Source organism: Streptomyces sp. NPDC054786 (genome assembly GCF_053611685.1).
Genome location: NZ_JBSHAW010000034.1, coordinates 38,603 through 65,203, shown reverse-complemented (window position 1 = coordinate 65,203; position 26,601 = coordinate 38,603). Strand labels below are relative to the sequence as shown.

23 protein-coding genes, 1 other RNA gene and 2 pseudogenes are annotated in these 26,601 nt (G+C 69.6%); 14 read left to right on the top strand and 12 right to left on the bottom strand.

The window, feature by feature from the left end; genetic code table 11:
• Positions 1-480: 480 nt before the first annotated feature.
• The 4 genes from ACWGI6_RS26850 (at position 481) to ACWGI6_RS26835 (ending at position 5,072) form a co-directional block, all read left to right on the top strand.
• Positions 481-1,098, top strand: coding sequence for an ImmA/IrrE family metallo-endopeptidase (locus ACWGI6_RS26850; protein ID WP_453269880.1), 618 nt, complete (start codon positions 481-483; stop codon positions 1,096-1,098).
• Positions 1,091-2,380 carry an MAB_1171c family putative transporter gene (locus ACWGI6_RS26845; protein WP_453269879.1) on the top strand — a complete coding sequence of 430 codons (1,290 nt, stop codon included), beginning with the start codon at positions 1,091-1,093 and terminating at the stop codon, positions 2,378-2,380. Before ACWGI6_RS26850 ends, ACWGI6_RS26845 begins: the two co-directional genes overlap by 8 nt.
• Before the next feature lie 153 nt (positions 2,381-2,533).
• Positions 2,534-3,862: an FAD-dependent oxidoreductase gene (locus ACWGI6_RS26840; protein WP_453269878.1), complete on the top strand. Its 1,329-nt coding sequence runs from the start codon at positions 2,534-2,536 to the stop codon at positions 3,860-3,862.
• A gap of 229 nt (positions 3,863-4,091) precedes the next feature.
• Positions 4,092-5,072, top strand: a complete 981-nt coding sequence (locus ACWGI6_RS26835; protein WP_453269877.1) for a phytoene/squalene synthase family protein — start codon at positions 4,092-4,094, stop codon at positions 5,070-5,072.
• 150 nt (positions 5,073-5,222) lie between these two features.
• On the opposite strand, the gene ACWGI6_RS26830 is transcribed toward ACWGI6_RS26835, so the two are convergent.
• Together ACWGI6_RS26830 and ACWGI6_RS26825 are read right to left on the bottom strand one after the other, a co-directional pair.
• Entirely contained in the window at positions 5,223-5,954 is a 732-nt protein-coding gene (locus ACWGI6_RS26830; RefSeq protein WP_453269876.1) for a helix-turn-helix domain-containing protein, read from the bottom strand.
• 877 nt (positions 5,955-6,831) lie between these two features.
• Positions 6,832-7,563, bottom strand: a complete 732-nt coding sequence (locus ACWGI6_RS26825) for a DUF7873 family protein (protein ID WP_453269875.1) — start codon at positions 7,561-7,563, stop codon at positions 6,832-6,834.
• 463 nt (positions 7,564-8,026) lie between these two features.
• Here ACWGI6_RS26825 and ACWGI6_RS26820 point away from each other — a divergent pair, with 463 nt between their 5' ends.
• Entirely contained in the window at positions 8,027-8,944 is a 918-nt protein-coding gene (locus tag ACWGI6_RS26820; RefSeq protein WP_453269874.1) for a PE-PPE domain-containing protein, read from the top strand.
• A gap of 4 nt (positions 8,945-8,948) precedes the next feature.
• Here the strand turns inward: ACWGI6_RS26820 and ACWGI6_RS26815 are convergent, their stop codons facing one another.
• Positions 8,949-9,611 carry a TetR/AcrR family transcriptional regulator gene (locus tag ACWGI6_RS26815; protein WP_453269873.1) on the bottom strand — a complete coding sequence of 221 codons (663 nt, stop codon included), beginning with the start codon at positions 9,609-9,611 and terminating at the stop codon, positions 8,949-8,951.
• A 63-nt stretch (positions 9,612-9,674) separates the two neighbouring features.
• On the opposite strand from ACWGI6_RS26815, the gene ACWGI6_RS26810 reads away from it, so the two are divergent.
• Positions 9,675-9,848, top strand: a complete 174-nt coding sequence (locus ACWGI6_RS26810; protein WP_453269872.1) for a hypothetical protein — start codon at positions 9,675-9,677, stop codon at positions 9,846-9,848.
• Between the two features lie 308 nt (positions 9,849-10,156).
• On the opposite strand, the gene ACWGI6_RS26805 is transcribed toward ACWGI6_RS26810, so the two are convergent.
• Positions 10,157-10,375 (bottom strand): DivIVA domain-containing protein, encoded by a 219-nt coding sequence (locus tag ACWGI6_RS26805; protein ID WP_453269871.1) that lies wholly within the window; start codon positions 10,373-10,375, stop codon positions 10,157-10,159.
• Positions 10,376-10,725: 350 nt separating this feature from the next.
• Between ACWGI6_RS26805 and ACWGI6_RS26800 the strand changes: the two are divergent.
• Positions 10,726-10,977: pseudogene (locus ACWGI6_RS26800) on the top strand (IS701 family transposase); the annotation flags it as partial.
• A gap of 384 nt (positions 10,978-11,361) precedes the next feature.
• Here the strand turns inward: ACWGI6_RS26800 and ACWGI6_RS26795 are convergent.
• Positions 11,362-13,014, bottom strand: coding sequence for a glycine/sarcosine N-methyltransferase (locus ACWGI6_RS26795; RefSeq protein ID WP_453269870.1), 1,653 nt, complete (start codon positions 13,012-13,014; stop codon positions 11,362-11,364).
• A gap of 123 nt (positions 13,015-13,137) precedes the next feature.
• On the opposite strand from ACWGI6_RS26795, the gene ACWGI6_RS26790 reads away from it, so the two are divergent.
• Positions 13,138-13,596 carry a VOC family protein gene (locus ACWGI6_RS26790; protein WP_453269869.1) on the top strand — a complete coding sequence of 153 codons (459 nt, stop codon included), beginning with the start codon at positions 13,138-13,140 and terminating at the stop codon, positions 13,594-13,596.
• A gap of 109 nt (positions 13,597-13,705) precedes the next feature.
• Here the strand turns inward: ACWGI6_RS26790 and ACWGI6_RS26785 are convergent, their stop codons facing one another.
• The 3 genes and pseudogenes from ACWGI6_RS26785 to rnpB form a co-directional block, all read right to left on the bottom strand.
• A complete protein-coding gene (locus ACWGI6_RS26785; RefSeq protein WP_453269868.1) occupies positions 13,706-14,230 on the bottom strand; it encodes a S1 RNA-binding domain-containing protein in 525 nt (174 codons plus the stop codon).
• 387 nt (positions 14,231-14,617) lie between these two features.
• A pseudogene (locus ACWGI6_RS26780) lies at positions 14,618-15,773 on the bottom strand (RHS repeat-associated core domain-containing protein); the annotation flags it as partial.
• 598 nt (positions 15,774-16,371) lie between these two features.
• Positions 16,372-16,772, bottom strand: an RNA gene (gene rnpB, locus ACWGI6_RS26775) — RNase P RNA component class A.
• Positions 16,773-16,889: 117 nt separating this feature from the next.
• Here rnpB and ACWGI6_RS26770 point away from each other — a divergent pair.
• Together ACWGI6_RS26770 and ACWGI6_RS26765 are read left to right on the top strand one after the other, a co-directional pair.
• Positions 16,890-17,696, top strand: a complete 807-nt coding sequence (locus ACWGI6_RS26770) for a MerR family transcriptional regulator (protein ID WP_453269867.1) — start codon at positions 16,890-16,892, stop codon at positions 17,694-17,696.
• Positions 17,693-18,340: a hypothetical protein gene (locus ACWGI6_RS26765; protein ID WP_453269866.1), complete on the top strand. Its 648-nt coding sequence runs from the start codon at positions 17,693-17,695 to the stop codon at positions 18,338-18,340. Before ACWGI6_RS26770 ends, ACWGI6_RS26765 begins: the two co-directional genes overlap by 4 nt.
• On the opposite strand, the gene ACWGI6_RS26760 is transcribed toward ACWGI6_RS26765, so the two are convergent.
• Positions 18,327-19,811 (bottom strand): RNB domain-containing ribonuclease, encoded by a 1,485-nt coding sequence (locus ACWGI6_RS26760; protein ID WP_453269865.1) that lies wholly within the window; start codon positions 19,809-19,811, stop codon positions 18,327-18,329. The two genes, ACWGI6_RS26765 and ACWGI6_RS26760, sit on opposite strands and share 14 nt — an antisense overlap.
• Before the next feature lie 155 nt (positions 19,812-19,966).
• Between ACWGI6_RS26760 and yaaA the strand changes: the two genes are divergently transcribed.
• Entirely contained in the window at positions 19,967-20,764 is a 798-nt protein-coding gene (yaaA, locus tag ACWGI6_RS26755; protein WP_453269864.1) for a peroxide stress protein YaaA, read from the top strand.
• Positions 20,765-20,834: 70 nt separating this feature from the next.
• Positions 20,835-21,533, top strand: a complete 699-nt coding sequence (gene eda / locus ACWGI6_RS26750) for a bifunctional 4-hydroxy-2-oxoglutarate aldolase/2-dehydro-3-deoxy-phosphogluconate aldolase (RefSeq protein WP_453269906.1) — start codon at positions 20,835-20,837, stop codon at positions 21,531-21,533.
• A 129-nt stretch (positions 21,534-21,662) separates the two neighbouring features.
• Here eda and ACWGI6_RS26745 read toward each other — a convergent pair whose 3' ends face one another.
• From ACWGI6_RS26745 to ACWGI6_RS26735, 3 genes are read right to left on the bottom strand one after another with little or no spacing between them, the layout of a single operon-like run.
• On the bottom strand, positions 21,663-22,853 hold the full coding sequence (locus ACWGI6_RS26745) for a bifunctional RNase H/acid phosphatase (protein ID WP_453269863.1): 1,191 nt from the start codon (positions 22,851-22,853) through the stop codon (positions 21,663-21,665).
• Positions 22,854-22,856: 3 nt separating this feature from the next.
• Positions 22,857-23,600, bottom strand: a complete 744-nt coding sequence (locus ACWGI6_RS26740) for a zinc ribbon domain-containing protein (protein ID WP_453269905.1) — start codon at positions 23,598-23,600, stop codon at positions 22,857-22,859.
• Positions 23,597-24,463, bottom strand: coding sequence for a Nif3-like dinuclear metal center hexameric protein (locus tag ACWGI6_RS26735; RefSeq protein WP_453269862.1), 867 nt, complete (start codon positions 24,461-24,463; stop codon positions 23,597-23,599). The genes ACWGI6_RS26740 and ACWGI6_RS26735 overlap by 4 nt, the downstream gene beginning before the upstream one ends.
• A 229-nt stretch (positions 24,464-24,692) precedes the next feature.
• On the opposite strand from ACWGI6_RS26735, the gene ACWGI6_RS26730 reads away from it, so the two are divergent.
• Both ACWGI6_RS26730 and ACWGI6_RS26725 read left to right on the top strand, forming a co-directional pair.
• A complete protein-coding gene (locus ACWGI6_RS26730) occupies positions 24,693-26,117 on the top strand; it encodes a hypothetical protein (protein WP_453269861.1) in 1,425 nt (474 codons plus the stop codon).
• Between the two features lie 161 nt (positions 26,118-26,278).
• Positions 26,279-26,446 carry a hypothetical protein gene (locus ACWGI6_RS26725; protein ID WP_393908092.1) on the top strand — a complete coding sequence of 56 codons (168 nt, stop codon included), beginning with the start codon at positions 26,279-26,281 and terminating at the stop codon, positions 26,444-26,446.
• Positions 26,447-26,601: the final 155 nt, after the last annotated feature.

The following is a 26,601-nucleotide window of genomic DNA, read 5'->3' as shown; positions in this document are numbered from 1 at the left end:
GGACGGGGCCGGCCGGTACGCCGCTCTTCCGACGCACCCCTGTGACCAGGCCCTGCCGACGTAGAAGCGGCCGTGACCTGCCAGGACGGGCTGCAGAGGCACCGGCTTCCGCAAGCCGGCCCAGGAGCGCCGGGTAACTTTTGGATCACGAAGAAACGCGAGGGCTGCACTACACTCTCGCGAGGCGAAATGCGATTGACATGCAGCGGATTGCGGGGCGATCCGGGCGTTTCGGCAGGCAACGGACGCCCTCAAAGCCCCCGATGGGGAGGACGGGCCGTGTACGAGCCAGCATCATGTGGCCTGCGAGGGGCTTCCTCTCTCCCGTCCCGCGAGAAACTTCCCGCCCGGTACCCCTCTGTAGCCTTACAGTCACTCCGGTTCAGTGGGTACGCACCCGCACGACGCCCGATCGGAGGAGGCGCCGGTACCGTTTTTCCCTCGCCCCACGCGCAGCAACAGCCGTAGGAGTATCCGTTCATGTGGTGGCTCCGCCGTAATGGTTCATCGCAGCAAGCAGAGCTGCCGCAGCCCACTCGTCGCCGGGCTCCCAGCTCCCCGTGGACCTCGCTCCGAGAGCAGTTGGCGGTCCTCTTCGCCACCTGGTCCGTCACCCGTCTCGTCCATCACGATCTCGGGCTCTCCGGCGTACGGGACATGCAGGGCCTCGTCGACGCGGTGGCCGTGCGGCGCAACAAGCCGATCACGATCACCGAGGTGCCGCTCCCTCAACAGGTGTCCGGTTTCTGCGCCCGGGGCAAGGACCGTGACTTCATCGTGGTGGATTCCACTGCGAACGAGCTGACCCGCCTGCACGCCAGCCTCCACGAGCTGTTCCATCTGTGGGAGGAGCACCCGACCGACAGCGGCTCCTCCGACCAGCCCATGACCGAGGAAACCGTGCGACAGCTCCTTCCCGGGCTCAAGGCGGGACCGGTGCTGCAGATTCTCAACCGGTCGCACTACGACAGCGCTCATGAGCGGCGGGCGGAGGCGTTCGCCACCGTGATGCTTCAACGCCACCTCGAGCTGCGACGCGACCAGAGCATCAACGGGTTTCTCTCATCGGCTCTCTCCCACCGGAGGTCTGGTGTCTGAGAACACCTCCAACTTCGTCTACCTGGCCATCGCGGTCATCGACTTCGTGATTGCCGGCTGGAAGTGCCTGGCACTTCTTCGCGATCCCACCCCCACACTGTCCTTGATCACTGTGAACTTCGTGGCGTCCGGCCTGGTGTTCGCGATGGCCGCTCCGGCGGGGTACCGGATGCTGGGGGAACTCACCGGCAGCCCCAGCTTCGCCACCCTTCCCGTATACATCGGCATCCTGAGCTGCTTCTCCCTTCTCCACCTGCTCACGATGCTGTGGGATCCCCGGCTGCGGCAGCGCCCGGCGGTGCTGCGCCGCAGGGTCACGGGATGGACCGCGGCGTACCTGGCGGCCCCGGCCGTCATGGTCGTCACGTTCTGTTCCGCCGACCTGTCAGGTCCGGCGGAGCCCCTCGAATTCAATACGAACTTCGCGGGTGACCCGCTGATCCAGGTGTTCCTGGGGGTCTTCCTCGTCACTCTGACCTGCGGAACCCTGAGCACCTACCGGCAGTGCCGCAAGTTGAAGCTGGCGGACCCCCGATTCCAGCGTGCGCTGCGCTCCTTCGGCACCGCCATGCTGTTCGTCTTCGGCTATGTGGTGTGCTCGGTCCCGGCAATCATCCTGGCCGTCCTGGGCAACCACACCCTGGACACCGTGGGGGTACTCGGCTCCACCTTCGGCTCGATCGGCGCCCTGATCACCAGCTACGGCCTCTCCGGAGCCGCGGTGGGCGCATGGCTGCGCGAACGTCGTGACATCAAGGCCTTGCAGCCCTTGTGGGATCTCGTCGTCGAAGGAGTCGATGAGGACCTCGCGTTCAGCGTGGACAGCGCACGGAGCCATCGCCTGGCATGGAACGTGGGATTCAATCTGCATCGCCGCGTGATCGAGATTCTTGACGGGATGCGAGCGCTGCGGCCCTGGCTGTCGCCGCTGCCCGCAGCCGCCGTCCACGCCGTGCACGAGCACGAGACGTCCCAAGGCACCGATGACGCCCGCCGCCTCCCGGATCAGGAACTGCAGGCGGCCGCCACCGCCGCTGCCCTGCGGGACGCGGCACAGCGCCTGCAGGCCGCTCGGCGGGAAGCGGCGCTGCAGGGAGGTTCCGGTCATCCTCAGGCGCCCGCGGGCCCGCAGGTGGCCCTGCCGGGCGAGGACACCCCGGCCTCCGGCGAACGTCAACGGCTGCTGCGCGTCGCCCAAGCCCTCACCGCCCCGCTGGTCGCCACGGCATTGCAGGGCGTGCAGGAACAGCGCTCCCGGACCGAGGTGTCCGAGCGGCAGTAGCCGACGGGTGTTCGGGATGCCGAGGGAACCCGGTGCCCGCCGTTCCCGCCGGACGGCTACGGCAGAATTGGCCCGCCCCGTGCCGGCCTTGGTGCCTTGACCAGGCCCAGCGCCCTTGAGCGCGGGGAGTCATCGAGTCATATGGGGGTTCTTGTGAGACGCGCTGTTGTCCTGGGCGGGAGCATTGCGGGGCTGTACGCCGCGCGCGTTCTGAGCGACCATGCCGACGAGGTCGTCATTCTCGAAGCGGATGACATGGGGGAGGACGGCACGGGCCGCGGCGCTCCGCAGCGACAACAACTGCATGCGCTGCTGTCCATGGGGCACACCCAACTCGAACGCTGGTTCCCTGGCATCACCGGCGAACTCGTCGCCGGCGGGGCCCGCTTGGGAGCCGGCCCCGCGGTGCAGTTCTACGTGGACGGAGTGCTCAAGGCTCCCGTTCCTGACATCCGGATGCTGGGCGCAACGCGGCCGTTCATCGAAGGCCGGGTCCGCCGGCGGGTGGCGGCCCTGTCGAATGTCCACGTCCTGCAGGGGCAGGCCCGTGATCTCCTCTTCCACGCCGGCCGGGTCCGCGGTGTGCGTTACGCGACCGCTGAGGAACTCTCGGCCGCTGCCGGCCACGAGACCGTACTGGATGCGGACCTGGTGGTCGACGCCATGGGGCGGTCCAGCCGCCTCGGCACCTGGCTGCTCCGCAGCGGGTGGGACCCAGCTCCGCTGGACCGGATGAGGATCGACCTCGGCTACGCCACCGCCGTCTTCCGGCGCGGTGACGAACTCCCCGATACGGTCATCGCGCACGCGTCTCCAGGGCCTGCCAGTGGATATCAGCCCACGCTCAGCGAACCCGGGGCGATGGTCGCGGTCGAGGGCAACCGCTGGATGGTGGTACTGGCCGGCTACACCGGCCACCGCCCGGGGCACGATCCGGGCGAGTTCCTGGCCCGGATGCGGCGCTGCGTCAGCCCGTTGCGCGAGATCGCGGACCACTGCGCCTTTGAGGGCGACGTCCGGACCTTCCACTTCCGGGAGAGCCGACGACGCGACTTCACCCGGCTGAGCCGGTTCCCGGGGGGTCTGGTGGCGGTAGGAGACTCCGTCGCCTCGGTGAACCCGATCTACGGACAGGGCCTGACACTTGCGGCCCTGCACGCCTCGTGCCTGTCCGGATATCTGCGCGCCGGGTCTTCTCCGCACGATCCGGCCCGGGAGTACTTCCGCCGGGCCGGTGTGGTGGTCGATGCGGCCTGGCAGGTGTCGGCGACCGCAGACCTTGCCCAGCCGCATGTGAAGGGGCCGTACCCCCGTGGCTACCGGCTCGCCCGCTGGGCCGGTGACAAGATCATGGCGGCTTCCGTCATCGACACCCGTGTCAACCAGGCATTCATGGACGTCGTGCACATGCGCCGGCATCCGAAAACGCTGACCCGTCCTCGTGTGCTGGCCCGAGCGGCACGGGTGCTGTCCACGCGCTGAAGCCCCGCACCGCACCGGCCCTCCGGCGCGTGACGTCCCGGCCGGAAGCCGGCCTTCCGTTCAGGACCTGGCGCCTTGCCGATTCCCTGCAGGCCCTGGGTGCCTTGCCGTGACGCCCGGAGGCCGGTGCACCACGCGGTCCGGTGCCGTGATGCCGGGACGGATCAGGCCCCTCGGCCGCGATCACCTAAGGTAAGGCTGGACCGTCCGGAAGGAGGGGAGCATCACGATGGCCACATGGCCGAAGGCTCTCGACCAGGCAGAGATCACGGACCCCGCACTGCGTCGCGACTACAGCGAGCAGCGTCGGCTGGTGGCACGGTACGCCCGCCCCGAGTACACAGCCGTGCGCCTGCTGCTCCCCGCACCGCTCGTGCCCGACATCATCGCCGCGACCGCGTTCATGCACCACAGCGACAACCTCATCGACCAAGGACCGGCCGGTGCGCGTATCGCCGCGCTCACCGACTGGGAGCGCCAGGTGCACACCGCCCTGGAGAGCGGCGAAGCCGACCAGCCCGTTGTGCGGACGCTTCTTGACACCATCACCAGGCAGCCTCAACTCCGCCGGTACGTCGAAGACTTCCTCGCCGGCGCGCCCTTGGAGGTGCAGACGGAAGGCTTTGCCGCGGAGAGCGACTTCCAGCACTACGTCGATGGCTATTCGCTGCCTGCCTTCATGCTCATCGCCTGCCTGCTCGGCGGAGCACCCGCGGAGCAGTACGTTGCAGGCTGCCGGACCTTCATCGAGGCGAGCCAGCGTCTCGACTTCCTGAACGATGTCGCCGAAGACCTGACCGACGGACGCCTCGGCATCCCGGAAGAGCTCCTCGCCCGACATGGCCTGACGCGCACCGACTTGATCAACAAGGACGGCACCCCCGACGGGTTCCGGGCACTGATCCGTGACCAGGCCCAGCAGGTCCGTTCCGGGTTGGCAGCGTCGTACGGGCTCGTGGATCTGGTGCCCGCTCACAGCCGCCCGTTCGTCCGCGCCCTTGTCGCCATCCAGGGCCTCACGCTGCGGGCAGCGGCACGGAAGGGAACTGCGCTGCTCGACGGGTCCGCTCGGCCAAGTGTGGGTGCGGCTCTCCGGATTCTTGCCCGGGAGTACGTGGCAGCGCGTCGCGGGGGTGGCGCGAGGCCGGCAGCAGGAGACACCTCGCCGGGAGTGGGCGGCAAGGACCGGGCGGCAAGGACTGAGTCCTGAGGCAGAACGACTCTCGCCAACGGCACGGGCCACGGTGCCTGCCCCGGCGGCGAGACAGGTCGAAGTCAGGGGTTGAGTGGTCGGGTTGCCCGGAGGCGAGCCCCCGGGACCACCTGACTAGACCGGGCCATCAGAAGCCTTCCGGCCCGTTCAGTTGCCGCGACGTCCGGGGGGCGGACGGTCTTCGTGCTCGGGCCGAGCCAGACCCAGTAGCCCCTGGATCAGGGGGAAGACCCGCATTCTGCTCTTGGACGGCAGGGAGCGCATTCTGTCCGTGAGCTCCCGTACTTCGGGGTCCTCGCGCTCCGGCCGGCTCAGAGCCTCGGAAAGTGCGTCCCGGAGTTCCCGGTCGATCCTGCTGTCGCCGCTGGTGCCGCTGCGCATCGCCAGCCGGTTGATGCCCTTGCCTTTGAGCAGCGCAAGATGGGTCAGCTGCTCGTGAGTCGACTGCAGTGCCCGGTAGAGCGCCTGACGCTCGGTGGCGGTGAAGAAGCCGGGCTCCACCTGGAAGAACTTCTCCAGCTTCCGGGTGATGTCCAGCCCGGGACTCTTCCGCTTTCCGTTCAGGAGGTAGCCGACCTGGCCGTGGGAGATACCGGCCCCCGCGCCGATCTCGTCGAGGGTGTACCTCTTCCCGTCGGGCTTGCGGCGGGTCTCCCGCAGGAAGACGAGGCGCTCCTGGAAGGAGTCCTGCACGTTCTCGGACGCGTTGCCCTGGTGGTCGAGCAACGCTTGTACGCGGGGGACCGTGATGCCCGTCCGGTGCGAGATGTGGTCCACGTCGATGACGTCACGTCCGAGGTCCAGGTCCCGGAGAAGCTCGTCGATCGACGCGACGACGGCCTGGAGAGCATCCGCCGGGTGCGCGTCCGGGGCATCCATGGCGATGGGTGGTCTCCTGGTCGGTAGGACAGGCGGGGCGGCCGCGCGCTCGCCGCCGCTCTGAGATTAACGGTCGCAAGCACCGTACGCCATGAGCGTCACCACAATTGTGTCGGTGCCGCCTGTTGGTGCACCGGGATGGCGCCGTCAACGCTCGTGGATTAAACGATTGTTGACAACGATGGTTTGGTTGAAGGATCCTCGCCAGGACGGTGGCGCCGTGCGACGGGCGCTCACCTTCGCGTGGGACCTCTCGCACCGGTCTCGCACCGGACCCGAGCACGAGTAAGTTCATGAGTCAAGGAGCGCCTTCATGTCGTGGCCCGCCATGGCACGCTGACCTCGCACATGTCACCCGCGCCCGGTCGACGGCCTCCAGCGGCCGTCCCTCTCAGCGGTGGTGCCGGGCTCCACAGGGGAGAGCCCGGCACCACAACCTTCTGTTCGGCGCGGGCGGCGCCCCGGAGACCGGAACAAAGGAGCGGGCCCGGGGGCGTAGCCTGCCCCCGAGCCCTGTGATGCCACCCCATTGCGCACGCCGGCACGGTGAAGAGCGCGGGTCAGTCATCATGTCGTCGTGTTCTGCCTTTGAACTACCGCGCATCGAAAAAGCTGCACGGGCCGGACTTGAACCGGCATCCGACGACCCGGGCCCGGCCCGGTCGATCCGGCGATCGGTGGCGAATACTGAGACTGGAGCAAGAGTCTGAGATTGATTGCGGTCCGCCTCTGCCGAGTTGGGCTACCGCGGCCCGTGAGTGCCGCGGGGAGGGCTTGAACCTCCACTGGAAACCGCGTTCGTCACGACAAGCTTCAGTTTCAGCTTGCGCTCCTCGCGCACCCCGGCCGCCCTGAGGCGCCCGGGGAGTTGTAGACGCTACCCGAACAGGTAGCCGAAAACGACCTCCCCCACCCGCTCATCGGTGACCTCGATCCCGTTCGCCTCTTCACGGGCGAATTTCACCGCCTGCTGCAACTTCTCCAGCCTGTCCAGCAGCTCGTTCACCCGGCGCGCGGGCAAGGCGCCGGAGAACTTCACGGTCGTCCAGTAGCCGACCGGAACGTCCTCGTAATACACATCGACCTGCGCCGGGTGCTTTTCGGTGGCCTCCGCCTTCACATGGTTACGGGGCACCTTCTTGGTCCGCACGGTCCTGACCGGCTCGGTCTTCCAGGCATCCGTCGAGGGGTCCTGCGCCCAGGACTCGGATGCGTCGAGCACCGGGAGCTTCCGTATGAACGTGTTCACATCGGTGAGTTGCTTCTCAAGGAAGAGCAGATACGACACGGGCACCTGGCTGAGCAGTGTCCGCCCCTCCACCTTCACATCGGCCCGCGCCGTACAGTTCGCCCAGTCCTTGGTGGCGGTCACATCAAACAGCCGCGTCAGCGTGGCTGCCGTCTCCCTGAGCACATCCTCGGCCTGCACCTGCACCCGCGTTGCCTCGGGCGGCAGTTGCTCGCCCTCTTCGTCCTTGGGCTGATACGTACGGGAGATCCCGGCCAGCAGCGCCGGCTTCTGCAGCCCATGATGAGCAGTCGTCAGGTCCTGGTGGGATTTGGACTTGATGCCCTTCTCCACGGCAATGATCTGGTTGAGTTTCGCCACAACTGCAAGGTAACAGCGACCGCCGCCGCCGACCGAACGGTTTTCCGAACACGGCGACCGCCCTCGGCCCACTGCCTTTCGCACCGCGCCCGCTCGGGGGCCTCGTCGGGCGGACCGGCGAAGCAATACCGCGAACGGGAGCGTGTAGGCCGTAGCGAACCATTGGATGTCGGACACGGGCCCGCCCAGATCCGCATGGATGGCCGGCGCGGCCACCTGCATGATCGTCGAGTCCAGCACATTCATCGCCGCACCGAGCAGCAATGCGCCCAGGGCTGCCGGCCATCCCCAAGACCCGCCGCCAACACGCCCTCCGCGCCCACTCCCTCGATGCTTCCTCGCCATCATGCACACCGCACTTTCACGAACACCTCTGTTCGCAGAACCTCTCCCGGCGCTACCTTTGGCGTCGCACTGGGCCGGAACTCCCGTTCCTCCCACGCCGATTCGAGACGAGGTGCACATGCGAAGGACACGATCGTTACTCGCGATACTTGTCGCGCTGCCCGTACTGGGGCTGAGCGCACCGCAAGCCGTCGCCGCCTCCCCACAGGCACAGACCCGGGCCGACTGCCCGAACACGATGATCTTCGAGGTCGGGGGTCACCTCGATGGCGACGCCACGGTCTACGACCGCAGCAACGCCTCGCTCCCCGAAGGCGTGTCGTTCACAAAGATCCACTACTCGGCGTCCATCGCGCCCTACCCCGGCGACACCATGACGCTGGACGACTCCGTGGCCGAGGGCATCACCAAGCTGGACGCGGCGGTGAAGAGCTTCCACGGCGAGTGCTCCGCCGGTCATGTGACCATCGCCGGCTACTCGCAGGGCGCGATCGTCGCCGGCGATGAGCTGGCCGCCCTCTCCGGAAGCGACGCCGTCCCGCACGACCAGATCAACGGCGTGCTCTACGGCGATCCCCGGCGGCCCGGTGTGGACGGCGGCCCGGGCGGCATCGAAACGAACCTGCCGACGATCCTGCCGGGCATGACGATGAAGGGGCCGCGCGGCTTCGGCGACCTGACGGTCAAAGAGATCTGCAACACGAACGACGGCATCTGCCACTCCGAGAACCTGATCACGAACCTGGTGTGCTTCGCCAACGGCGTGGTCGGCTACTTCACCGGCGACCACGGCTACGACATCGACCCGCACGCCGTCACGGGAGGCGGCGACCAGCTCAACCGTCAGACGCCGAAGATCCCGCTCTGCGGACCCGGGCTGCCGATCCCGAGCAAGACGCCCCACGCACTGTTCAACGGCGACCGAACCAGGGCCCGGCATCAGGCGGCCGGATACCGGACGATGGTCACGCCGCTGCTGCCCGCCGGCCTACGGGGCCAACTGGCGCACTTCCCCTGGCTCCCCGTGACCGGCTAGCCGCTCAGCCCAGGAGCCGTACCGCGAGGCGGACGAGCGGATCCTCCAGCCCGCGCAGGCCCTTCAGGTCGTCCGCGACCAGGCGCGCCGTCACCAGATGCGCGGCGGCCGCGACCAGGGCCTCGCAGCCGAAGTTCCGCTCGTCCGCACCGCCCTCGTCCCCCACCTGGAAGATCTCGGCGATGGCGTCCGCGAACCACCGCTGCCACTCCATGCGGATGGCCATCGCCTCGGGCCCGGCGGCGTACACCTCGACGAGGAACAGCCGGGCAAAGGCGGACTGTTCGGTGAGGGTCAGCAGATAGAGACGCAGCAGCCGGCGGAAGGTTTCCTCCGGGGACGCCGACCGGGATGCCTCCGGGGACTCGGCCGCCGGCTGCCAGGCGGCCTCCAGCAGGCCCGCCAGCTGCTTCGTGGCGGCATCCAGGGCCTGGATGAAGCAGTCCTCCTTGGAACGGAACTGCTGGTAGAACGTCTCCCGCGACACCCCGGCGCGCCGGATGATCTCGGCGACCGCGGTCCCCGCGTACCCCTTGTCCTTCATCGCCTCGGCGGTGGCGGTCAGCATGCGCATCCGCTGCGACGCGACCACCTGTTCACGGCTGAGGTGGTGTCGGCCGCTGGGCAACGGCCCGGACCGCGCAGCATCGCGCGGGGACTCAGCCATTCCTGCCTCCACGTATCGGATCGGGCTCAAGGCGAGGGTGCTGCTCGCCGTGGCCGGCCTCTGATGGTGCCCGATGAGCAGCGGGAACCCGACATCCGTGGCCTCGTCCCGGTGCGCGAACAGTCGACCTCACGCGGCGGCGCCGAGGTCCCGCCCCTCGTGCACACGGTGAAGGCCCTCGCGAACCCGAAGACCAAACCCGCGAGGGCGCGCACCACTGCCTCCGCGAAGCTGTGAGAACCTCCCGTGGTCCGTGGCCTCGTCATCGCACCCGGCGGGCGACGCACCGCCGCCGCGGTGAGCTGCGCCGAACGCCACAACGCTGACGGAAGCGCACCCCACATCGCCGTGTGTCGCTTACGGCCATCTCCGGTCCCGCCGGCTCTCTTCAGGGCCGATCGGATGCCGGGCCTCGAGGTCGGCGCTCACTTTTCTGCCGTGGACGCTGCGTGGCGTCTCGGCTTCCGGCGTCTCCGGCACGGCGGGAACGAGCAGACTCTTCTGGTGACTTGCGCGCGGGACCGATGCTGACTCGTATGGCTGCGTCAGCCGCTGATGCCTTTGTCCGCCAGGAGGTCCCTGATACGTGCGTCAACCTGCTGACGGTCGTAGCCCCGCCCCACGATCTGGAACGGAGGCGGACCGACCGGCGTGTCGGCTTCCGACAGGGCCTCAAGGTAGCGGTCGACCTGCTGGCGGTCGTAGCCCCGCCACACCACTTTGAAGCCACGGAACTCAGACGGTTTCGACACTGCGATGACCACCCCAACCCGGTAGAAAGACGGGTGCGGCCATCGTCGATCATCGGTGTGTGAGGACTGTAGATCATGCGGTGGCCGCGGATCACAGCGTAGGCCCTGCCCGCCGGCAGGAGGCGTTCGAGATCCTGATGAGCAGGACAGTGGGCCGCTTCGTCCGGGTCCAACCCCGGCGCCGGGTGAGGGATTTGGTGCTCGGTCCGCTGGTCGACCTGCCACGCAAGCACTGCTGGAGTATCCCCGAGTGGGCCAGGTATGCGGGTCCGGGCGGCATGCAGCACCGCTCAGCCGGGCCAAGTGGAATGGCGACGGCCGCCGAAGTGACCATCGGTGCACGGGAGTTCCACGCGGACGCCCTGGCCATGCTCACCCATGCCTTCCTCGCCGTCGCCCGCGGCGACGAACACGCCCGCCATCCCGCCCCGGAGGGGCTTATCCCGCTCAACTGCAACGGAATCCAGCGCCTGTTCGCGACGCTTGTCTCCCGGCCCGTGCACGACGTGGCCCACCGGCTCCGCTCGTCCGCCTGGCGACGCTGCCACCAGGCCCGAGCCCAGGCCCGAGCCCAGGCCGGCCATCACCGTCGCCAAGCCACGCATCAGACATGAAGATCACTATCTACGGCTGGAGTACTGGCAGGGCTTTGTCAGCTGTCCGGTCAGGTCGTGGGTCCGGTGGCTCGCTGCTGCTATGAGGGCGGATGCATTCGCTTCGTGCCGTGGTCGGTTGACGGAGTCCGCCGGGGAGGTGCTTGTGCCGCTGGCGCGGGCTGCTCAGCGGGTGAAGGGCGGGTGTGTCCGGGGTCTGCTGCGAGACGGTCGGCGGAAGTCGATGCAGCCGATGGCTTGGGCGGCTTGGGCGGATCACCAGCAGTCGAGTGGGTCAGTAGCCCCTCGTGGCCCGCCGGCCGCGCCCCGCGCGACCTCGCCGGCGGCCCGTCGCCGACACCGTTCCCGGCATCAGCGACGGCCTGGTAGCCGGTGAAAGGTCGCTCAGTCGTGAGCATCGAGCCTGAAGTGAAAGATTCCCCAGGTGAGGTGTTTCTCGCGGCCACCGTCGATCCAGTGGCCGAGCCCCTTCTTCATCTGGGCGAGGTAGTCGTGACTGATCTTTCTGGCCAGCCCTTCGGCCTCTTGGTACTTGGTCTCCTCAAGGACCCGCGTGTAGTGGTTCACCAACTGGTCACGGTGCTCTTCGAAGCCACCGTCGACGGCGGTGAATCCGAGCCGGTTCAGCTCGCGTGTGTAGAAGCCGGGCGAGCCCATGTCGTCCAGATGGATCCGGTCGAGAATCGGCTGCAGCACGTCGGTGGAGCTGCCGTCCGCCGCCGCCATCGGGTCGGTGAAGATGAGATGGCCGCCGGGCCGCAGCACCCGCGCGATCTCCTCAAGGACCTGGACCCGGTTTCCGCTGTGCAAGAAGGCATCCTGGGACCAGATGACATCGACCTGGTCGTCCGGGTACGGGATGTCCTCGAAGGACCCGTCCACGACCTCTATCCGGTCGGTGAGCGCGCGGGCCGAGTTCAGCTCCTTGTGGCGCTGGTTCTCCACCTCGCTGAGATTGAGTGCGAGGACCCGGCAGCCGTACGTCTCAGCCAGGTACCGCGCCGAGCCACCGAACCCGGAACCGAGATCGAGCACGACGGAATCCCGGGACAGCTCCAGCTTCGACGCCATCCGCTCGACGGTGCGCCGGCTGGCGCCCGCGATGGGCTCCACGGGGCTTTCGTAGAGGCCGATATGAATATCCTCGCCGCCCCACACCGTGGCATAGAAGGTGTCGGCGTCCGGCGAGTTGTAGTAGCTGCGGGCGGTGCTGACCGCGCCCTCGTACTGTCCCTCGCCCTCCATCCGGTACTCCTTCTCCGCCACATGCACGAAGAAGTCCGGCTGCTCGCCCCGGTAGGTGTGCTGGAAGTCGCCATAGGTCTCGACGCGCTGGAAACCCACGTCGGACATCAGCCGCCGGGTGTAGTCCTGTCGCAGCGGGAACATGTTGAGGTGGTACGTGGAGTTGTCCGGGAAGCTGTACCGCATACGGCACAGGCCCTCGTCGACATACTCCGGCTCCACGATGACATCCTCACCGCAGTAGTAGTACGTGTGCTTGCTCGTGTACCCGTCGTCCAGGATCGCATCGTAATTCCGCTGGTCCAGTACGAGAATTCCGTCGTGCTTGAGCATCGCGTAGAACTCGGCCAGCGCCTTGCGCCGGTCACGCTCCGAGAAGAGATGCGTGAAGGAGTTGCCGAGGCAGACGATGGCGTCGTACTCCCCGTGGACGTCTCTGTTGAGCCACCGCCAGTCCGCCTGCACGACCCGCAGGATGTGCCCTCCCTGCTTTGTGCCGTTTTCGAAGGCCCTCGCCAGCATGTCCGCACTGCCGTCCGCGCTTACGGTTTCGAATCCGGCAGCCAGTAGCCGTACGGAGTGAAATCCTGTGCCTGCCGCGACGTCGAGCACACTCCTCACCCCCCATTTGCGCAGCAGGTCGATGAAGAAATTGCCTTCGCTTTCCGCCCTCTTCTCCCAATCTATGAGCGAGTCCCATTTCTCGACAAAGCTGGGGACGTATTCCTCCGTGTAGTGCCCGGTTTCGCGTACTTCGACAGGGTTGTCGCCGAACTCTTGGGTCGGTTGCACGATATTGGGGATCCCTTCAGCTATGGGGAATCATGCCCGGCGCGGCAGCCCAGGACGGCACAGGCTCCAGACCTTGGGAGCCGGGCGGTCTGAGCGCATCGCTATCCAAGATCGCGAGGTCTCATGCCCCCAAAGTTCGTATACAGAGACGGAATTGAGGCGAATAGCGGCCGTGGCCAGCGCCTTTCCTGTCTCAAGATTCTCTGGGACGGCAGAGGCCACAGACACCTCGTATATCGGGCAGTCGCGGGTGAATCATCACGTCGACGACAGCCAGCCACGACCGAAACCCGCTCCAGGTCCTGTCGCCGCGATCTTCGGAGTGCGGGCGGCCAGGTCCGGCCGGTCCGTGCACTGGTGGCCGCTCAGGATCTGGCCACGATCGCTGATCTGCAGTGCGTGGTGCTGGACTGCCCTGATCCAGGGCAACTTGCCGAGTTCCACCGGTCGCTGCTCGGCGGGGCCGTTGATCAGCAGGACCGGCGGTGGGCGCTCGGTGAGGACTGGGCGACGCCGGCCACGACACGACCGAGAGCCTCTCGAGCCATCCAAAGGAGATGCCGTCCAAGGGTTGTCCCGTGAATGATCTACGGCATGCTGGTCGGCCGGCCGGCCGAGCGGGTCGAAGCTCTAGCGCCAGGTCGTTCTATCTGGAGTGGCGAAGGCGGTAAAAGTTCCGGAACGGCTACGCTCAGCCAGAATCCGCGGACGCCGAACTGAGCGACAACGCCACCTGGCGATTTGCCATGTTGATATAGGTGATCCTTACGCTCAGCACGTCGCCGACCTCCGCCGCGTGTCCGCTCCCTCCCAATTCGGAGATCGGCAGGAGCCCCGCCCATTCGTCCTCCAACTGGACGAAGGCTCCAATGGGAGCGACCTTGGTTACAGGGCCGGACATCGTGGAGCCGAACCGTGCGCGCACGAAGTCAATGAACGGGTCCTGCTGCAGCTCTTTGATGGAGAGCGACGCCTGCTCGCGTTCCAGGTCGACGCTCAACACAGTGACGAGAACCTCTTGTCCCGTGTGGGCTACGTGCGATGGATGGTCGAAACGTCTCCATGACAGGTTGGGCACGGTCACAATCCCAACAGCGCCGCCCAGGTCCACGAATACTCCGAAGTCTGCGACGGAGCTTACGACTCCCTTACACACCTGCCCCGGCTGCAGCGTTTCCAGCAACTCACGGGGAGAGCCATGTTCAAATTTCTTCATTCGGTTTCTCCCGTTGCACCATTAGTCGCGCCAGGTGTGACCCTGGTAGTAGTTGATCCAGTTCACCTCTTGAATGTATGAATTGAACTTTGGGATCTTTTCCCTGGGGATCAACCACTGCCATTCGTCTGGCTTGTTGTCGTGTGTACGCCGGTACGGAGGGGTGACGCTCTCTGGAAACGCATCCCTGAATCCTGGCTTCATCACGAACTCATGGTAGCCGTCTTCATGAGTTCCCTGGGCTGCGTACTTTTGGGCCACCTTTTCGCTCTCACCCAGGTATGCGGTGCCTGCGCCGTGCTCGGTGTCGGGGTGGAGGGCCGGATCGAGGCCATTTTCCTCCCGAGCCCTGTTCCCGTTGTGTGGGGCCCGATAGAGCTTGACGGGATCATCTGGATACGGTGAGAGGCCGAGTGGGTCGGTCCAAGTGTGGGGGTTGTGGACGTAAGTGGAAGGGTTCGGGGCTGGGTCGAGGCCTAAGGGGTCAGGCGTGGTGTAGCGGCGGTCTCAGGATCGTAGTAGCGGTGAAAGTTGTAGTGGAGACCGCTTTCGGCATCGAAGTATTGGCCAGGGAAGCGGAGGGGTGTGTAGGCGGTGCTGCTGCGGGCCCAAGTCGTCGTGCCCCAGAGGGTGGTGCGGGTGCGCCAGGCTACGCTCCCGGATTCGTCAACAAGCTCCGTGGGGGTGCCGACAAGGTCTGTGATGATGGCGAAGAAACGCTGATCGATTTCTTGTTGAGGAACACCTGCCAGCGCCTTTCGCTCGGTCTGGACAATTGGCCGCAGGCCGTTGTGGTCCCAGGTGAGGGTGATGGGGGAAGTAGCGGACGAGCTGGTGGTTTGTTCAGCGAGAGTGGTGCCGTCCCAGGTGAAGTCGACTTGTTCGAGGACCGATTCGTCATCGGCGAGGCGCTGCTTGGCGATCCGGCGGCCGAAGGGATCGTAGAGGTAGCGCCAAGACTGCCCGTCGGGGGTGGTGACGGCGATGAGCCGGTCCTCGGGGTCCCACGTGTAACGCCAGGTGTCGGGCTTACGGGACAGGCGCGCGAATACGTCCACGCGCTCGTCACACCGGTGGGAGTAGTGCGGCCCGTGCGACGGCCGAGGGCGTCGTAGGCGTACGTCACCGTCCGGCCGTTCACAGTCTCGGCTGATACGCGTCCCATGGGATCGCGCCGATAGGTGGACCTCACATGAGGTCCTGTGGCCTGAAGGAGGCTGCCTGCCGCGTCGTGCTCGTACGTGGTGACCTTCCCGTCGGCGTTCTTCTCCACCACGCGGCCGAGGACATCGTGGGCGTAGGCGATCGTTTGGCCGAGAGCGTTGATGCGGGCCGTGAGTTGGCCAGCCGGGTCGTGGGTGTAGTTGAGCATCCGGTTGTCGAAGTCAGTCTCAGATATGAGACGGCCGGCTGGGTCGTACTCGTAATCCCAGGTCATGCCCTGTGTGCTGGTGACCTGTGTCAAACGGAGGGCGGTGTCGTGGGTGAACTCGTAGCGTGCTCCGTCCGGGCCCCTCTGTGCGCTCAGAAGATCGAAGTGCGTGTACTCGTAGGTCGTTGTGCCGCCAGAGGCATCGGTGTGGGTGATGCAGTTGCCTTCACCGTCGTATGCCCAGGACTCGACAGTGCCGTCGGGTGCAACGCGGGATGCGAGCTTGCCCTCGATCGTCCATGCCAGGCGGGTGGTCTGACCGAGTGGGTCGGTAATGGACGTGATGCGCCCGAAGGGGTCCCGCTCGTAGCGGGTGACAGCCCCGAGTGGGTCGGTCGCCGTGAGGGGCAGGCCGGCCCGGTTGCACTCGATGTGTCGGGTGTGACCGAGGCCGTCCGTCACCGAAGCCGGGTGTCCGCGGCTGTCGTAGCGGTAACGGGTGGTCGCACCACTGGGATCAGTCACCGACGTGCGGTTGCCCCGCTCGTCGTACTCCTGGCGCCAGGTAGCCCCGTCTGGGCCGATGATCTCGACCGGGAGGTTCAGCTCGTTGTACACGGCGGCGGAGGCGAGCCCGTCGGGGCGGACGGTCAACGTGACGTTGCCGGCCTCGTCGTAGGTGAGGCGTGTCGTGCGTCCGAGTTGGTCCGTGGACGCGACGACCCGGTGGCCCCACCCAGGGCGTTTTCCCTGCTCAGGGCCGTAATGGCGGACGAGTCGGCCTGTACGCCGGGTTCTGTCGCCCCCGGTCCTTGCGGGCCGGGGGGAGACGGCCATCCATCTAGGGCTGCCGTTGCCGGCAGCCTCGTGCGGTCTACCCGCGGACTCGGGCGGGCAGCCCTCGGTCGTCCGCGCAGAGGCATCAGCCGATGCCTCCTCTTGACCTTGCTCCAGGTGGGGTTTACCTAGCCCTCCGAGTCACCTCGGAGGCTGGTGGTCTCTTACACCACCGTTTCACCCTTACCCGGACCTTGCGGTCCGGGCGGTCTGTTTTCTGTGGCACTGTCCCGCGGGTCACCCCGGGTGGGCGTTACCCACCACCTTGCCCTGTGGAGCCCGGACGTTCCTCGGGGGGATCGATGATCCCCACGCGGCCGTCCGGCCGGCTCGTCCGCCGTGGTGACCATGGTACCCGTAAGGGGCGCCGGCCCTCGCCGGGCTTCCCCGCGCCCTCCCTGGCCCGGCGGCCCTTGACCTTGTCGCAGCGGCAACGTTTGTACTGGGCGCATGAGAATCGGTGAGCTCGCAGGTCTGATCGGCGTCAGCACCCGTGCCGTGCGCCACTACCACCACCTCGGGCTGCTGCCCGAGCCGGAACGCCGCGCCAACGGCTACCGGGAGTACGGGCTGCGGGACGCGGTCGTGCTGGCGCGGGTGCGCCGGCTGACGGAGTTGGGGCTCGGGCTGGACGAGGTGCGGGACGTCCTCGCCGATGACGCCGGGCATGAGCTGCACGAGGTGCTGGCCGGGCTGGACGCGGATCTGGCCCGCCAGGAGGAGGCGATCCGGTCGCGGCGGGCCCGGCTGGCCGCGGTGCGGCGGCAGGCGGAGGAGCACGGCGGGCTGCCCGCGGAGGGGCCCGTTTCGGACGAACTGGCGGCGCTCTTCGCGGAGATGACCCGCATGTCGGCCGGGCGTCCTGGTCCGGAGCCCGCGATGGCGGCGAAGGAACGGGAGGTGCTGGCGCTGCTCGAATCGATGGGCGGGGCGGAAGGGAGCAAGCGGATCGTGCAGCTGCTCGGGGAGATGGCGGCGGCACCGGGGGCGATGGAGCAGATGTACGAGGTGTACGGCCTGCTCGACGCGCTGGTGGAGTCCGCGGCGGACGATCCGCGCGTGGAACAGGCCGCACGGGCGCTCGCGGACTGCATTCCGGAGGAGGTGATCGCCGAGGTCGGTGCGGAGCACTGGGAGCAGGCGATCGGCGCGGAGGCCGACGGTGGCTTCACGGCGGCGTACTACGCGCACTTCGCGCCCGCGCAGGCCCGGGCCGTGCGCCGGGCGATCGAGCTGGTCGTGGAGCGTGCGCGGTGAGCCGGGGGGCCGCGCTGGGCCGGCTGGCCGCCTACGAGACACGGTGGCTGATCAGCCTGGGCTGGTGGGTGGCGCGGCGGCGGATCGGGGTGGCGCCGGGCGAACGGGCCCTGGGGTATGCGGGGGCGCAGGCCGCGTTCGTGTACGGGCTGACGTTCGTGAGTGTGGTGGAGACGGTCGTGGTCGGGGTGCTGCTCACGGACCGTCCGGCGGCGCATGCGGTGATGCTGGTCCTCGACCTCTACACGGTGCTGATGATGCTGGGGTTCCAGGCGGCGGCGGTCACCCGGCCGCATGTGCTGGGGGCGGACACGTTGTGGCTGCGGGACGGTGCGCGCCGGGACATCCGGATACCGCTGGAGCGGATCACCGCCGTACGCCACGACCTCCGGTTCGTCAGAGAGCCGGAGAGGGACGGCAGCGAGGTGCTGGAGCTGATGGTCGGCGGTCAGACGTCGGTCACCGTCGAGCTGTCCGAACCGGTCGTGGCCGTCCGGCTGTTGGGGCGGCGGGAGACGGTGCGTACGGTGCGCTTCCATGCCGATGACGCGCGGGCGGCGGTGGCTGCCCTGCGGGCGCGGCCGGCGGCGCCGGGCGGGGGTGCGGCGCCGGGGACGGGCGGGGCCGCGGTCAGGCAGGGGTGAACCGGACCGGGCGGTGGCCCGGTTCGGCCTCGGCGAGGCGCACCGGGATGCGGTGGCCGAGGGGCAGCGCGGGGCCTTCCGGGGCGGTTTCGACGGTGCCGATGACGGCCGGGTCGTAGAGGTGGACGGTGCCGTGGGTGGGGTCCTTCTCCTGGATGTCGACGACCAGCGCCTCGAAGATCTCGCCGACCCGGTCCCGCAGCAGCGCCGCCTCCACGAGGTCGACGCAGGACCGCTCCACCTGGTTGGCGCGCTGGGTGCCGGTCTCCATCTCGCGGGGCAGGGCGGGCAGCGCGCTGCGGACCCAGTCGGGCGGTTCGACGCCGGCCGAGGCGGCCAGGCACAGCTCGGAGGTGTAGCGGTCGGCCAGCCGCCGCAGGGGCGCGGTGGCATGCGCGTACGGGGCGGCGACCGCGGCGTGCAGCGCCTCGGAGGCCCGGGGCGCGGTGCCGTCGAAGACGGTGTAGCCGGCGCCGCGCAGCAGGGCGGTGCACTCCTGCAGGAAGGCGGCGTGGGCGGGGCGGCGCGGGTCGAGGGTACGGATCAGCGCCGCGTACGAGGTGTGGTGCGGCCAGTCGACGCCGAGCGCGCGGGCGGTCAGCCGGAGCCGGGCGACCGAGCCGTCCGGGGCGGTGGGCAGCGTACGCAGGATGCCGGTGCCGGAGGCCAGCATCAGCTCGGCCGCGGCCATGCCGGTCAGCAGGGAGATCTGCGCGTTCCAGCCGTAGGCCGGGCGCGGGGCACGGTATTCGAGGGTGTAGCAGCCGTCCTGCTCGACGATCTCCTGCTCGGGGACGTTCAGGGAGATCGCGCCCCGGGCGGTCTCCAGCTCCTCCCGCAGCAGTCCGATCTCGCGGAGCAGGGCCAGCGGCTCCTCGGCCGTCCGGTCGTCGAGGACCCGCTGGACGCCCGCGTAGTCCAGCTTGGCGCGGGAGCGGACCAGGGCGCGGCGTACGGACGTGGCGGTCAGGGCGCCGTCCGCGTCGAGGTCGAGCTGCCACAGGACCGCCGGGCGGTCCCGGTCGGGCAGCAGGCTGGCGGCGCCCTCGCTCAGCACCTGCGGATGCAGCGGGACCCGCTCGTCGGGGAAGTAGAGGGTCGTCACACGGTGGTGCGCCTCGGCGTCCAGGGCGCCGCCGGGGGTCACGAAGGAGGCGACATCGGCGATGGCGTAGTGGACGCGATAGCCCCCGCCGGGGCGCCGGGACAGGAACATGGCCTGGTCGAGGTCGAGGGAGCCGGGCGGGTCGATGGTGAAGAGGGGGAGGTCGGTGGCGTCCGCCAGGGTGTGCTCGGTCGCCACCGCGCCATCGGCGGCCGGGATCCGCGGGGCGCGGGCGGCGCTCTCCGCCTCGGCCTGTGCCGTGGGCGGGAAGTGGTCCGGGATCTCCAGCTTTCCGCGCAGCTCACGCAGCGCGACCCGCAGCGGGGCCTCGGCTGCGTCGGTCACATGCATATGGAGACGGGGCATGAAATCGAGCGTATGGCGGGCGGCCGCTCCCGGCGCGGTGTGCGGGCGCCGGCCCCGGGGCGCCCGGCACCTCACGGGTTCTCCGCCCGCCCGCCGCAGGCCATACGCTTTCCCGGGGCCGCACCCCGCCCGTACCGCCGTGAAGGAGAAACACCGTGCTCGTGCTGTTGCCGCCGTCCGAAGGGAAGGCCGCGGGAGCGGCCGGGGCGCCGCTGGACGCCGGTGCGCTGTCGCTGCCGGGGCTGACCGCCGCGCGCGAGGCGGTGCTGGAGGAGCTGGTCGAGCTGTGCGCGGCGGACGAGACCAAGGCCCAGGAGGTGCTCGGGCTCAGCGAGGGCCTCAAGGGCGAGATCGCCAAGAACGCGGGGCTGCGTACGGCAGGGACCCGGCCGGCCGGGGAGATCTATACCGGTGTGCTCTATGACGCGCTCGGCCTGGCGTCCCTGGACGCGGCGGCGCGGAAGCGGGCCGCGCGGTCACTGCTGGTGTTCTCGGGGCTGTGGGGCGCCGTACGGATCGGTGACCGGATTCCGTCCTACCGCTGCTCGATGGGCGTGAAGCTGCCGGGGCTCGGCGCGCTGGGCGCGTACTGGCGGGCGCCGATGGCCGAGGTGATGCCCGCGGTCGCCGGGAAGGGGCTGGTGCTCGATCTGCGCTCGGCGGCGTATGCGACGGCCTGGAAGCCCAAGGGCGAGGTGGCCGGTCGTACCGCGACGGTGCGAGTGCTGCAGTCGAAGGTCGTGGCCGGGGTGGAGAAGCGGACGGTGGTCAGTCACTTCAACAAGGCGACCAAGGGACGGCTGGTGCGGGACCTGTTGTCGGCGGGGCTGGAGCCTGCGGGTCCGGCGGAGTTGGTCGAGGCGCTGCGGGGGCTGGGTTACGCGGTGGAGGCGGAGCCTCCGGCGAAGGGCGGCAAGGCATGGGCCGTCGATGTGATCGTGACGGAGCTGTAGCGCGGACCCAGCGGGCTGCCGTTGCAGCATGCGCAACGTTCGTTGCGGAGAGTGGGTGGGCGGGCGCAGTATGGGCGGCGTGACTCGCGCCGCCTCCTCCCCCGTGCCCGCCGCCCCCGAGTTCTCCGCTTCGTTCGAGCAGGGGCGCCCCTCTTCCTCGGTCCTCGGTCTCGCCCCCGTCGTCCCGGTCGTCGTGCTGGACGACGCGGCCGACGCCGTGCCGCTCGCCCGTGCGCTCGTCGCGGGCGGGCTGCCCGCGATCGAGGTGACCCTGCGGACGCCCGCCGCACTGGACGCGATCCGGGCGGTCGCCGCCGAGGTCCCGGAGGCGGTGATCGGCGCGGGCACCCTGCTCACCCCCGGCCAGGTCGAGGCGGCTCTCACGGCCGGCTCCCGTTTCCTGGTGAGCCCCGGCTGGTCGCCGCGGCTGCTGGGCGCGATGAAGGACTCCGGGGTGCCCTTCCTGCCGGGGGTCTCGACGGCCTCGGAGGTGGTGACCCTGCTGGACGAGGGCATCACCGAGATGAAGTTCTTCCCGGCCGAGGCGGCGGGCGGCACCGCCTATCTCCGCTCGCTGGCCGCACCGCTGCCGCAGGCCCGCTTCTGCCCGACCGGGGGCATCGGCCTGGCGTCGGCGCCGTCCTACCTGGCGCTGCCGAACGTCGGCTGCGTCGGCGGCACTTGGATGCTTCCGGCCGAGGCGCTGGCCGCGAAGGACTGGGACCGGGTGCGCCGACTCGCCCAGGAGGCGGCGGCGTTGGCGGTCTGAGGGCTTCTCGCACGAAGGGCCCGGCACCTCGGAGGTCCGAGGTGCCGGGCCCTTGCGCGTACGACGGGGACGCCGGACCGGGCGCACAGCGCGCCCCGGGGCGCCCGCCCCTGGAGCGGCGAGGTCGCGTCAGCGCAGATGCGAGGTGTCGTTCAGCAGCCGCAGTGAGGCGTTGCCGTCGGTGTAGTACGCGACGACCGAGATCGAGGCCGCGGACAGCTCCATCCGGAACAGCGACTCCGGCGGGGCGCCCAGCGCCAGCCGGACCAGCGTCTTGACGGGGGTGACATGGGTGACCAGCAGGACGGTCCGGCCCGCGTACCGGGCGAGGAGCTTGTCGCGGGCGACGGCGACCCGGCGGGAGACCGTCGCGAAGGACTCTCCGCCGCCGGTGGGCGCCACCTTGGCGGAGCCGAGCCAGGCGTCGAGGTCCTCGGGGTAGCGCTCGCGCACCTCGGCGAACGTCAGCCCCTCCCACGCCCCGAAGTCGGTCTCGCGCAGGCCCTCCTCGATCCGGACCTCCAGACCGAGCCGGTCGGCGACCGCCCCGGCGGTCTCCCGGCAGCGCCGCAGCGGTGAGCTGACGACGGCCTGGATCGTGCCGCGGGCGGCGAGCGCGGCGGCGGTCGCCTCGGCCTGGCGGCGCCCGGCGGCGGAGAGTTCGGGGTCGGTGCCGCCGCTGCCGGAGAACCGCTTCTCGGGCGTCAGCGGGGTCTCGCCGTGCCGCAGCAGGACGAAGGTCGCGGGCGGGCCGAGGTCGGGAGAGCCCCAGCCGACCGACGGGGCACTCGACGAGGCGGCCTCCGCCGTCGCCACCGCCTCGTCGGCAGCCCGGGCGGCGGCGCTGCGGGCGGGCACGGCCGCGGTGGCCGGCGCCGCCGTGGAGTTGCCCGGCTCCCACTGCCTGCCGATCTTGCCGGCGTCCATCGCCTCGTTGGCGAGCCGGTCCGCGTGCTTGTTCTGCGCGCGTGGGATCCACTCGTAGGTGACCTGGTCGGACGGGAAGACCGACGCGGCCTCGGCGGCCAGCGGCTTCATGTCCGGGTGCTTGATCTTCCAGCGTCCCGACATCTGCTCGACGACGAGCTTGGAGTCCATCCGCACCCGGACGCGGGCCTGCGGGTCGATCGCCCGCGCCGCCCGCAGACCGGCCACCAGGCCCTTGTACTCGGCGACATTGTTGGTCGCGGTGCCGATGAACTCGGCGGCCTCGGCCAGCGCCTCGCCCGTCTCCGGGTCGAGGACGACCGCGCCGTAGCCGGCCGGCCCCGGGTTGCCCCGGGAGCCGCCGTCCGCCTCGACGATCAGCGTGCGCGCCATGGCCTACAGACCCGAGTCGGGCGTACGGACCAGGATGCGGGTGCAGTTCTCACAGCGCAGGACCGCGTCGGCGGCGGCCGCGCGCACATCGTTGACCTCGGTGATGTTCAGCTCCAGCCGGCAGCCCTCGCAGCGGCGCTGGAAGAGGCGGGCCGCGCCGACGCCACCCTCCTTCGTGCGGATCTTGTCGTAGAGCTTCAGCAGGTCGGCAGGGATGTCGGCGACGGTCAGCTCGCGCTCCTTGGTGACCGTGGCGTGCTCGGCGTCGATCTCGGTGTAGGCGGCGTCCCGGCGGGCGGCGGCGTCGTCGACCTTGGCCTGGATGGCCTCGACCCGGCCGGTGAGCTCGGTGACCCGCTCCTGGGCGGTCTCGCGGCGCTCCATGACCTCCAGGACGATGTCCTCCAGGTCGCCCTGGCGCTTGGCCAGCGAGGTCAGTTCGCGCTGGAGGTTCTCCAGGTCCTTGGGGGAGGTGACGGCGCCGGAGTCCAGGCGCTTCTGGTCGCGGGCGGCGCGCTGGCGCACCTGGTCCACGTCCTGCTCGGCCTTGGTCTGCTCGCGGCTGGTGTCGCTCTCCTCGGTCTGCGCGGCGACGAGCAGGTCGCGCTGCTGGATGAGGTCGGCCTCCAGGGTCTGCAGCTCGGCCAGCTCGGGCAGGTTGTTGCGCCGGTGGTTGAGCTGGGTGAGCCTCACGTCCAGTGCCTGGACGTCGAGGAGGCGGATCTGGTCGGCGGGCGCGGCGTTCAGCGTGGGGCTCCTGTGGTGTGGGTCGGGGCGAAGAAGGGGGTGGACGCCGCGTGGGCGGTCCAGGGGTCGGTGACCGTACGGGAGACATGCGTACGCAGTCCCCAGTCGTGCCGGTCGGAGACCGCGTCGAGCTGTGCCGCGGCCTGCTCGCACCACGGCCATTCGGTGGCCCAGTGGGCGGCGTCGAGCAGCGCCACCGGGCTCTTCTGGGTGGCCTCGGAGGCCGGGTGGTGACGCAGGTCGGCGGTGAGGAACGCATCCACACCGGCCGCCCGTACGTCGTCGAAGAGGCTGTCGCCGGAGCCGCCGGAGACGGCGAGGGTCCGGATCTCGCGGTCCGGGTCGCCGGCCGCCCGGATGCCCTGCGCGGTGGCGGGCAGCCGGCCCGCGGCGTACGCCGCGAGGTCGGCCAGCGTCATCGGATGCGGCAGCTCGCAGATCCGGCCCAGGCCCCGGCGGCCGGCCGGGTCGCCCGGATCCGGGACCAGCGGGCCGACGATGCGCAGGTCCAGGGCGCCGGCCAGGGCGTCGGAGACACCGGGGTCCGCGGTGTCGGCATTGGTGTGCGCGACATGCAGGGCGATGTCGTGCTTGATGAGGGTGTGCACGACCTTGCCCTTGAAGGTCGAGGCCGCGACCGTCGTCGTACCGCGCAGATAGAGCGGATGGTGGGTGACGAGGAGGTCGGCACCGAGCTTCACCGCCTCGTCGACGATCTCCTGGACCGGGTCGACGGCGAACAGCACACGACGGACCTCGGCGCCGGGATCCCCGCAGACCGTGCCGACGGCGTCCCACCCTTCGGCCCGCTCGGGAGGCCAGAGGGCGTCGAGCGCGGTGAGGACTTCAGACAGTACGGGCACGGGTGGAAGGTTACCTCCCAGCTGTGACATGGCGCGGGCCCTCGGGTGGTCTCCCTCGCCCCCTCCCCCTCCGCCGCCCGGCCCATGCTTGAAATCTGAAGCACAACCACCCCGTCGGGCACCGGCGAACCGGACAACCGCCACCCTTATGCGTGAAGTGTGGCAACTCCCGGCGATCGGCCGGACGTGCGAAAACTACCTTCGGTTGCCGACTGGAGGTGACCACTCGATGACGATCTGTGCCACTGAGGACACCACGGCGCCGGCCGGCCCGCACCGCGCGGCGCTGACGATCGCCGCCGACGGCTCGTACGCCGCCCGGCTCGCCCGTCACGACGACGCCGCCGGGAGCTGGTTTCCGGAGCGCTGGACGCTGAGCGGCCCCGAACCGTACGCCGTGCCGCTGCAGGGCACCCAGCCCGAGGAGCCGGACAGCACACTGCTGCCGCTCACGGACGGACGGGTGCTGATCCTGCGCCGGGTCGCCGGCCGCTTCGCCGTCTCCCTGCTCTACCCGGCGGGCCCCGGCACCGGCGAACTCCTGCTGGGCGCCGTGCCGGCCCCCGAACTGGCCCTGCTGCCGCCCGCCCCCGGCGGACGGCTCGGCTACGCCCTGGCGCCCGAGGAGCACGCGACCACGCTGTGGCTGCTGCACGGCGGCGCGGACGGCCCCGAGCGGATCGCCCGGATCCCGGGGCGCTGTACGGGGGGCGTCTGGCTGGACCGCGGCGGCCGGCTGCTGGCGCTGGACCGGGAGCTGGACGGCCGGACGAAGACCGTGGTGGTCGATCTGGAGCGGGACGGCGAGACCGGCCTGCTGCTGCAGATCACCGAGGAGAGCAACGACCGGCTGCTGCTCGCCGATCCGGACAGCGGGCTGCTGCTCGTACGGTCCGACGCCCCGGGGCACGACCGGCTGGGCTGGGGCGTACTGGGCGGCAGCCGGCCGGTGCGCTTCCCGGAGTGCCTGCGGCCCGCGGAAGGGACTCCCACCCCGTTCGCGATGCAGCCGGGACAGATGCTGGCGCCGGAGAGCTGTGCGGTGGCGTTCCGGATGGCTGCGGCGAACGGTACGTGGCTGGGTGTCTGGCGGCCCTCGGACCGGCAGTTGCGGCACTTCCCGGCGCCGGAGGGGTGGCTGGCGGGGACCGGGCTGTGGACGGCGGGCGGCGAACTGCTGCTGCCGTACGCGACGGGGGCGGAGCCTTGCGGGGTGGCGCGGATGGCCGTGCCGCTGGGGCCGGCGGAGGAGGGGGAGGCGGTGCGGTCGGTGCGGCGGGTGCGGTCTGCGGGGACGCCGGGGGCTGCGGGGGCGTCGGGGACTGCGGAGGTGCCGGGGGCTGTGGAGCCGCTGGGGGCTGCGGAGGCGCCTCGACCGGTGGAACCGGAGCAGCCGCTGATGCCGGCGGAGCAGGTGAAGCCGGTGGGCCGGATGATGCCGGTGGATCCGTCGGTACGGCCGGTGCAGGGCCCGCCTTCCGGGGTGGACGCCGGGAGCGGCGGGGAGATTGTCCTGGATGCAGGAGATACCGACAACCGCTCCACAGCATCTGCACAACCGCTGGCCGTGGACAGGGAACCGCGGCGCGTTCCCGCTCATCCTGGAATGTGCAGGCCAGTGCCCTTGCAGCAGGCGCCTCTGGCGGCCCGGTAGACCCGGTGGAACGCGATTTCCGGCCCCGTTAGAATTTCGGGCGGGGGCTACGCGGCCGGTTGACCGGCCACCGGCAGTGCCGCTCGGGGTCAGCCTTGGCGGTCGTCGGGCGAGGTCCCGACGCGCACAGCTGTAAGCGATCTGACGGAGTGACTCTTTTCATGTCCGAAGCCCGAACCGACACGACCCAGGCGCGCCCCCAGGAGGCATCCGCCCAGGCCGCCGAGGCCGCAAGCTCCGGCAAGCACCGTGGCCCGGCCGCCGCCGAGGAGTCCGACTCCGCCGCCCATGGCCGGCACCGCCGGGACAAGCAGACGCAGGACGCGTAGGGCCGGTCGGGAAGTCCTGACCGCCGACCGTACGAACGGCCGTGGGGCCCCCCCCCCGCGTTAGCGGGGGGCGGCCACGCCCGGGGTGGGTGGGGGGGCCCGAGACCGGGACCCCGGCGTGTGGGCCCGCACCACCGGCGCCCCCCCGGGGGCGT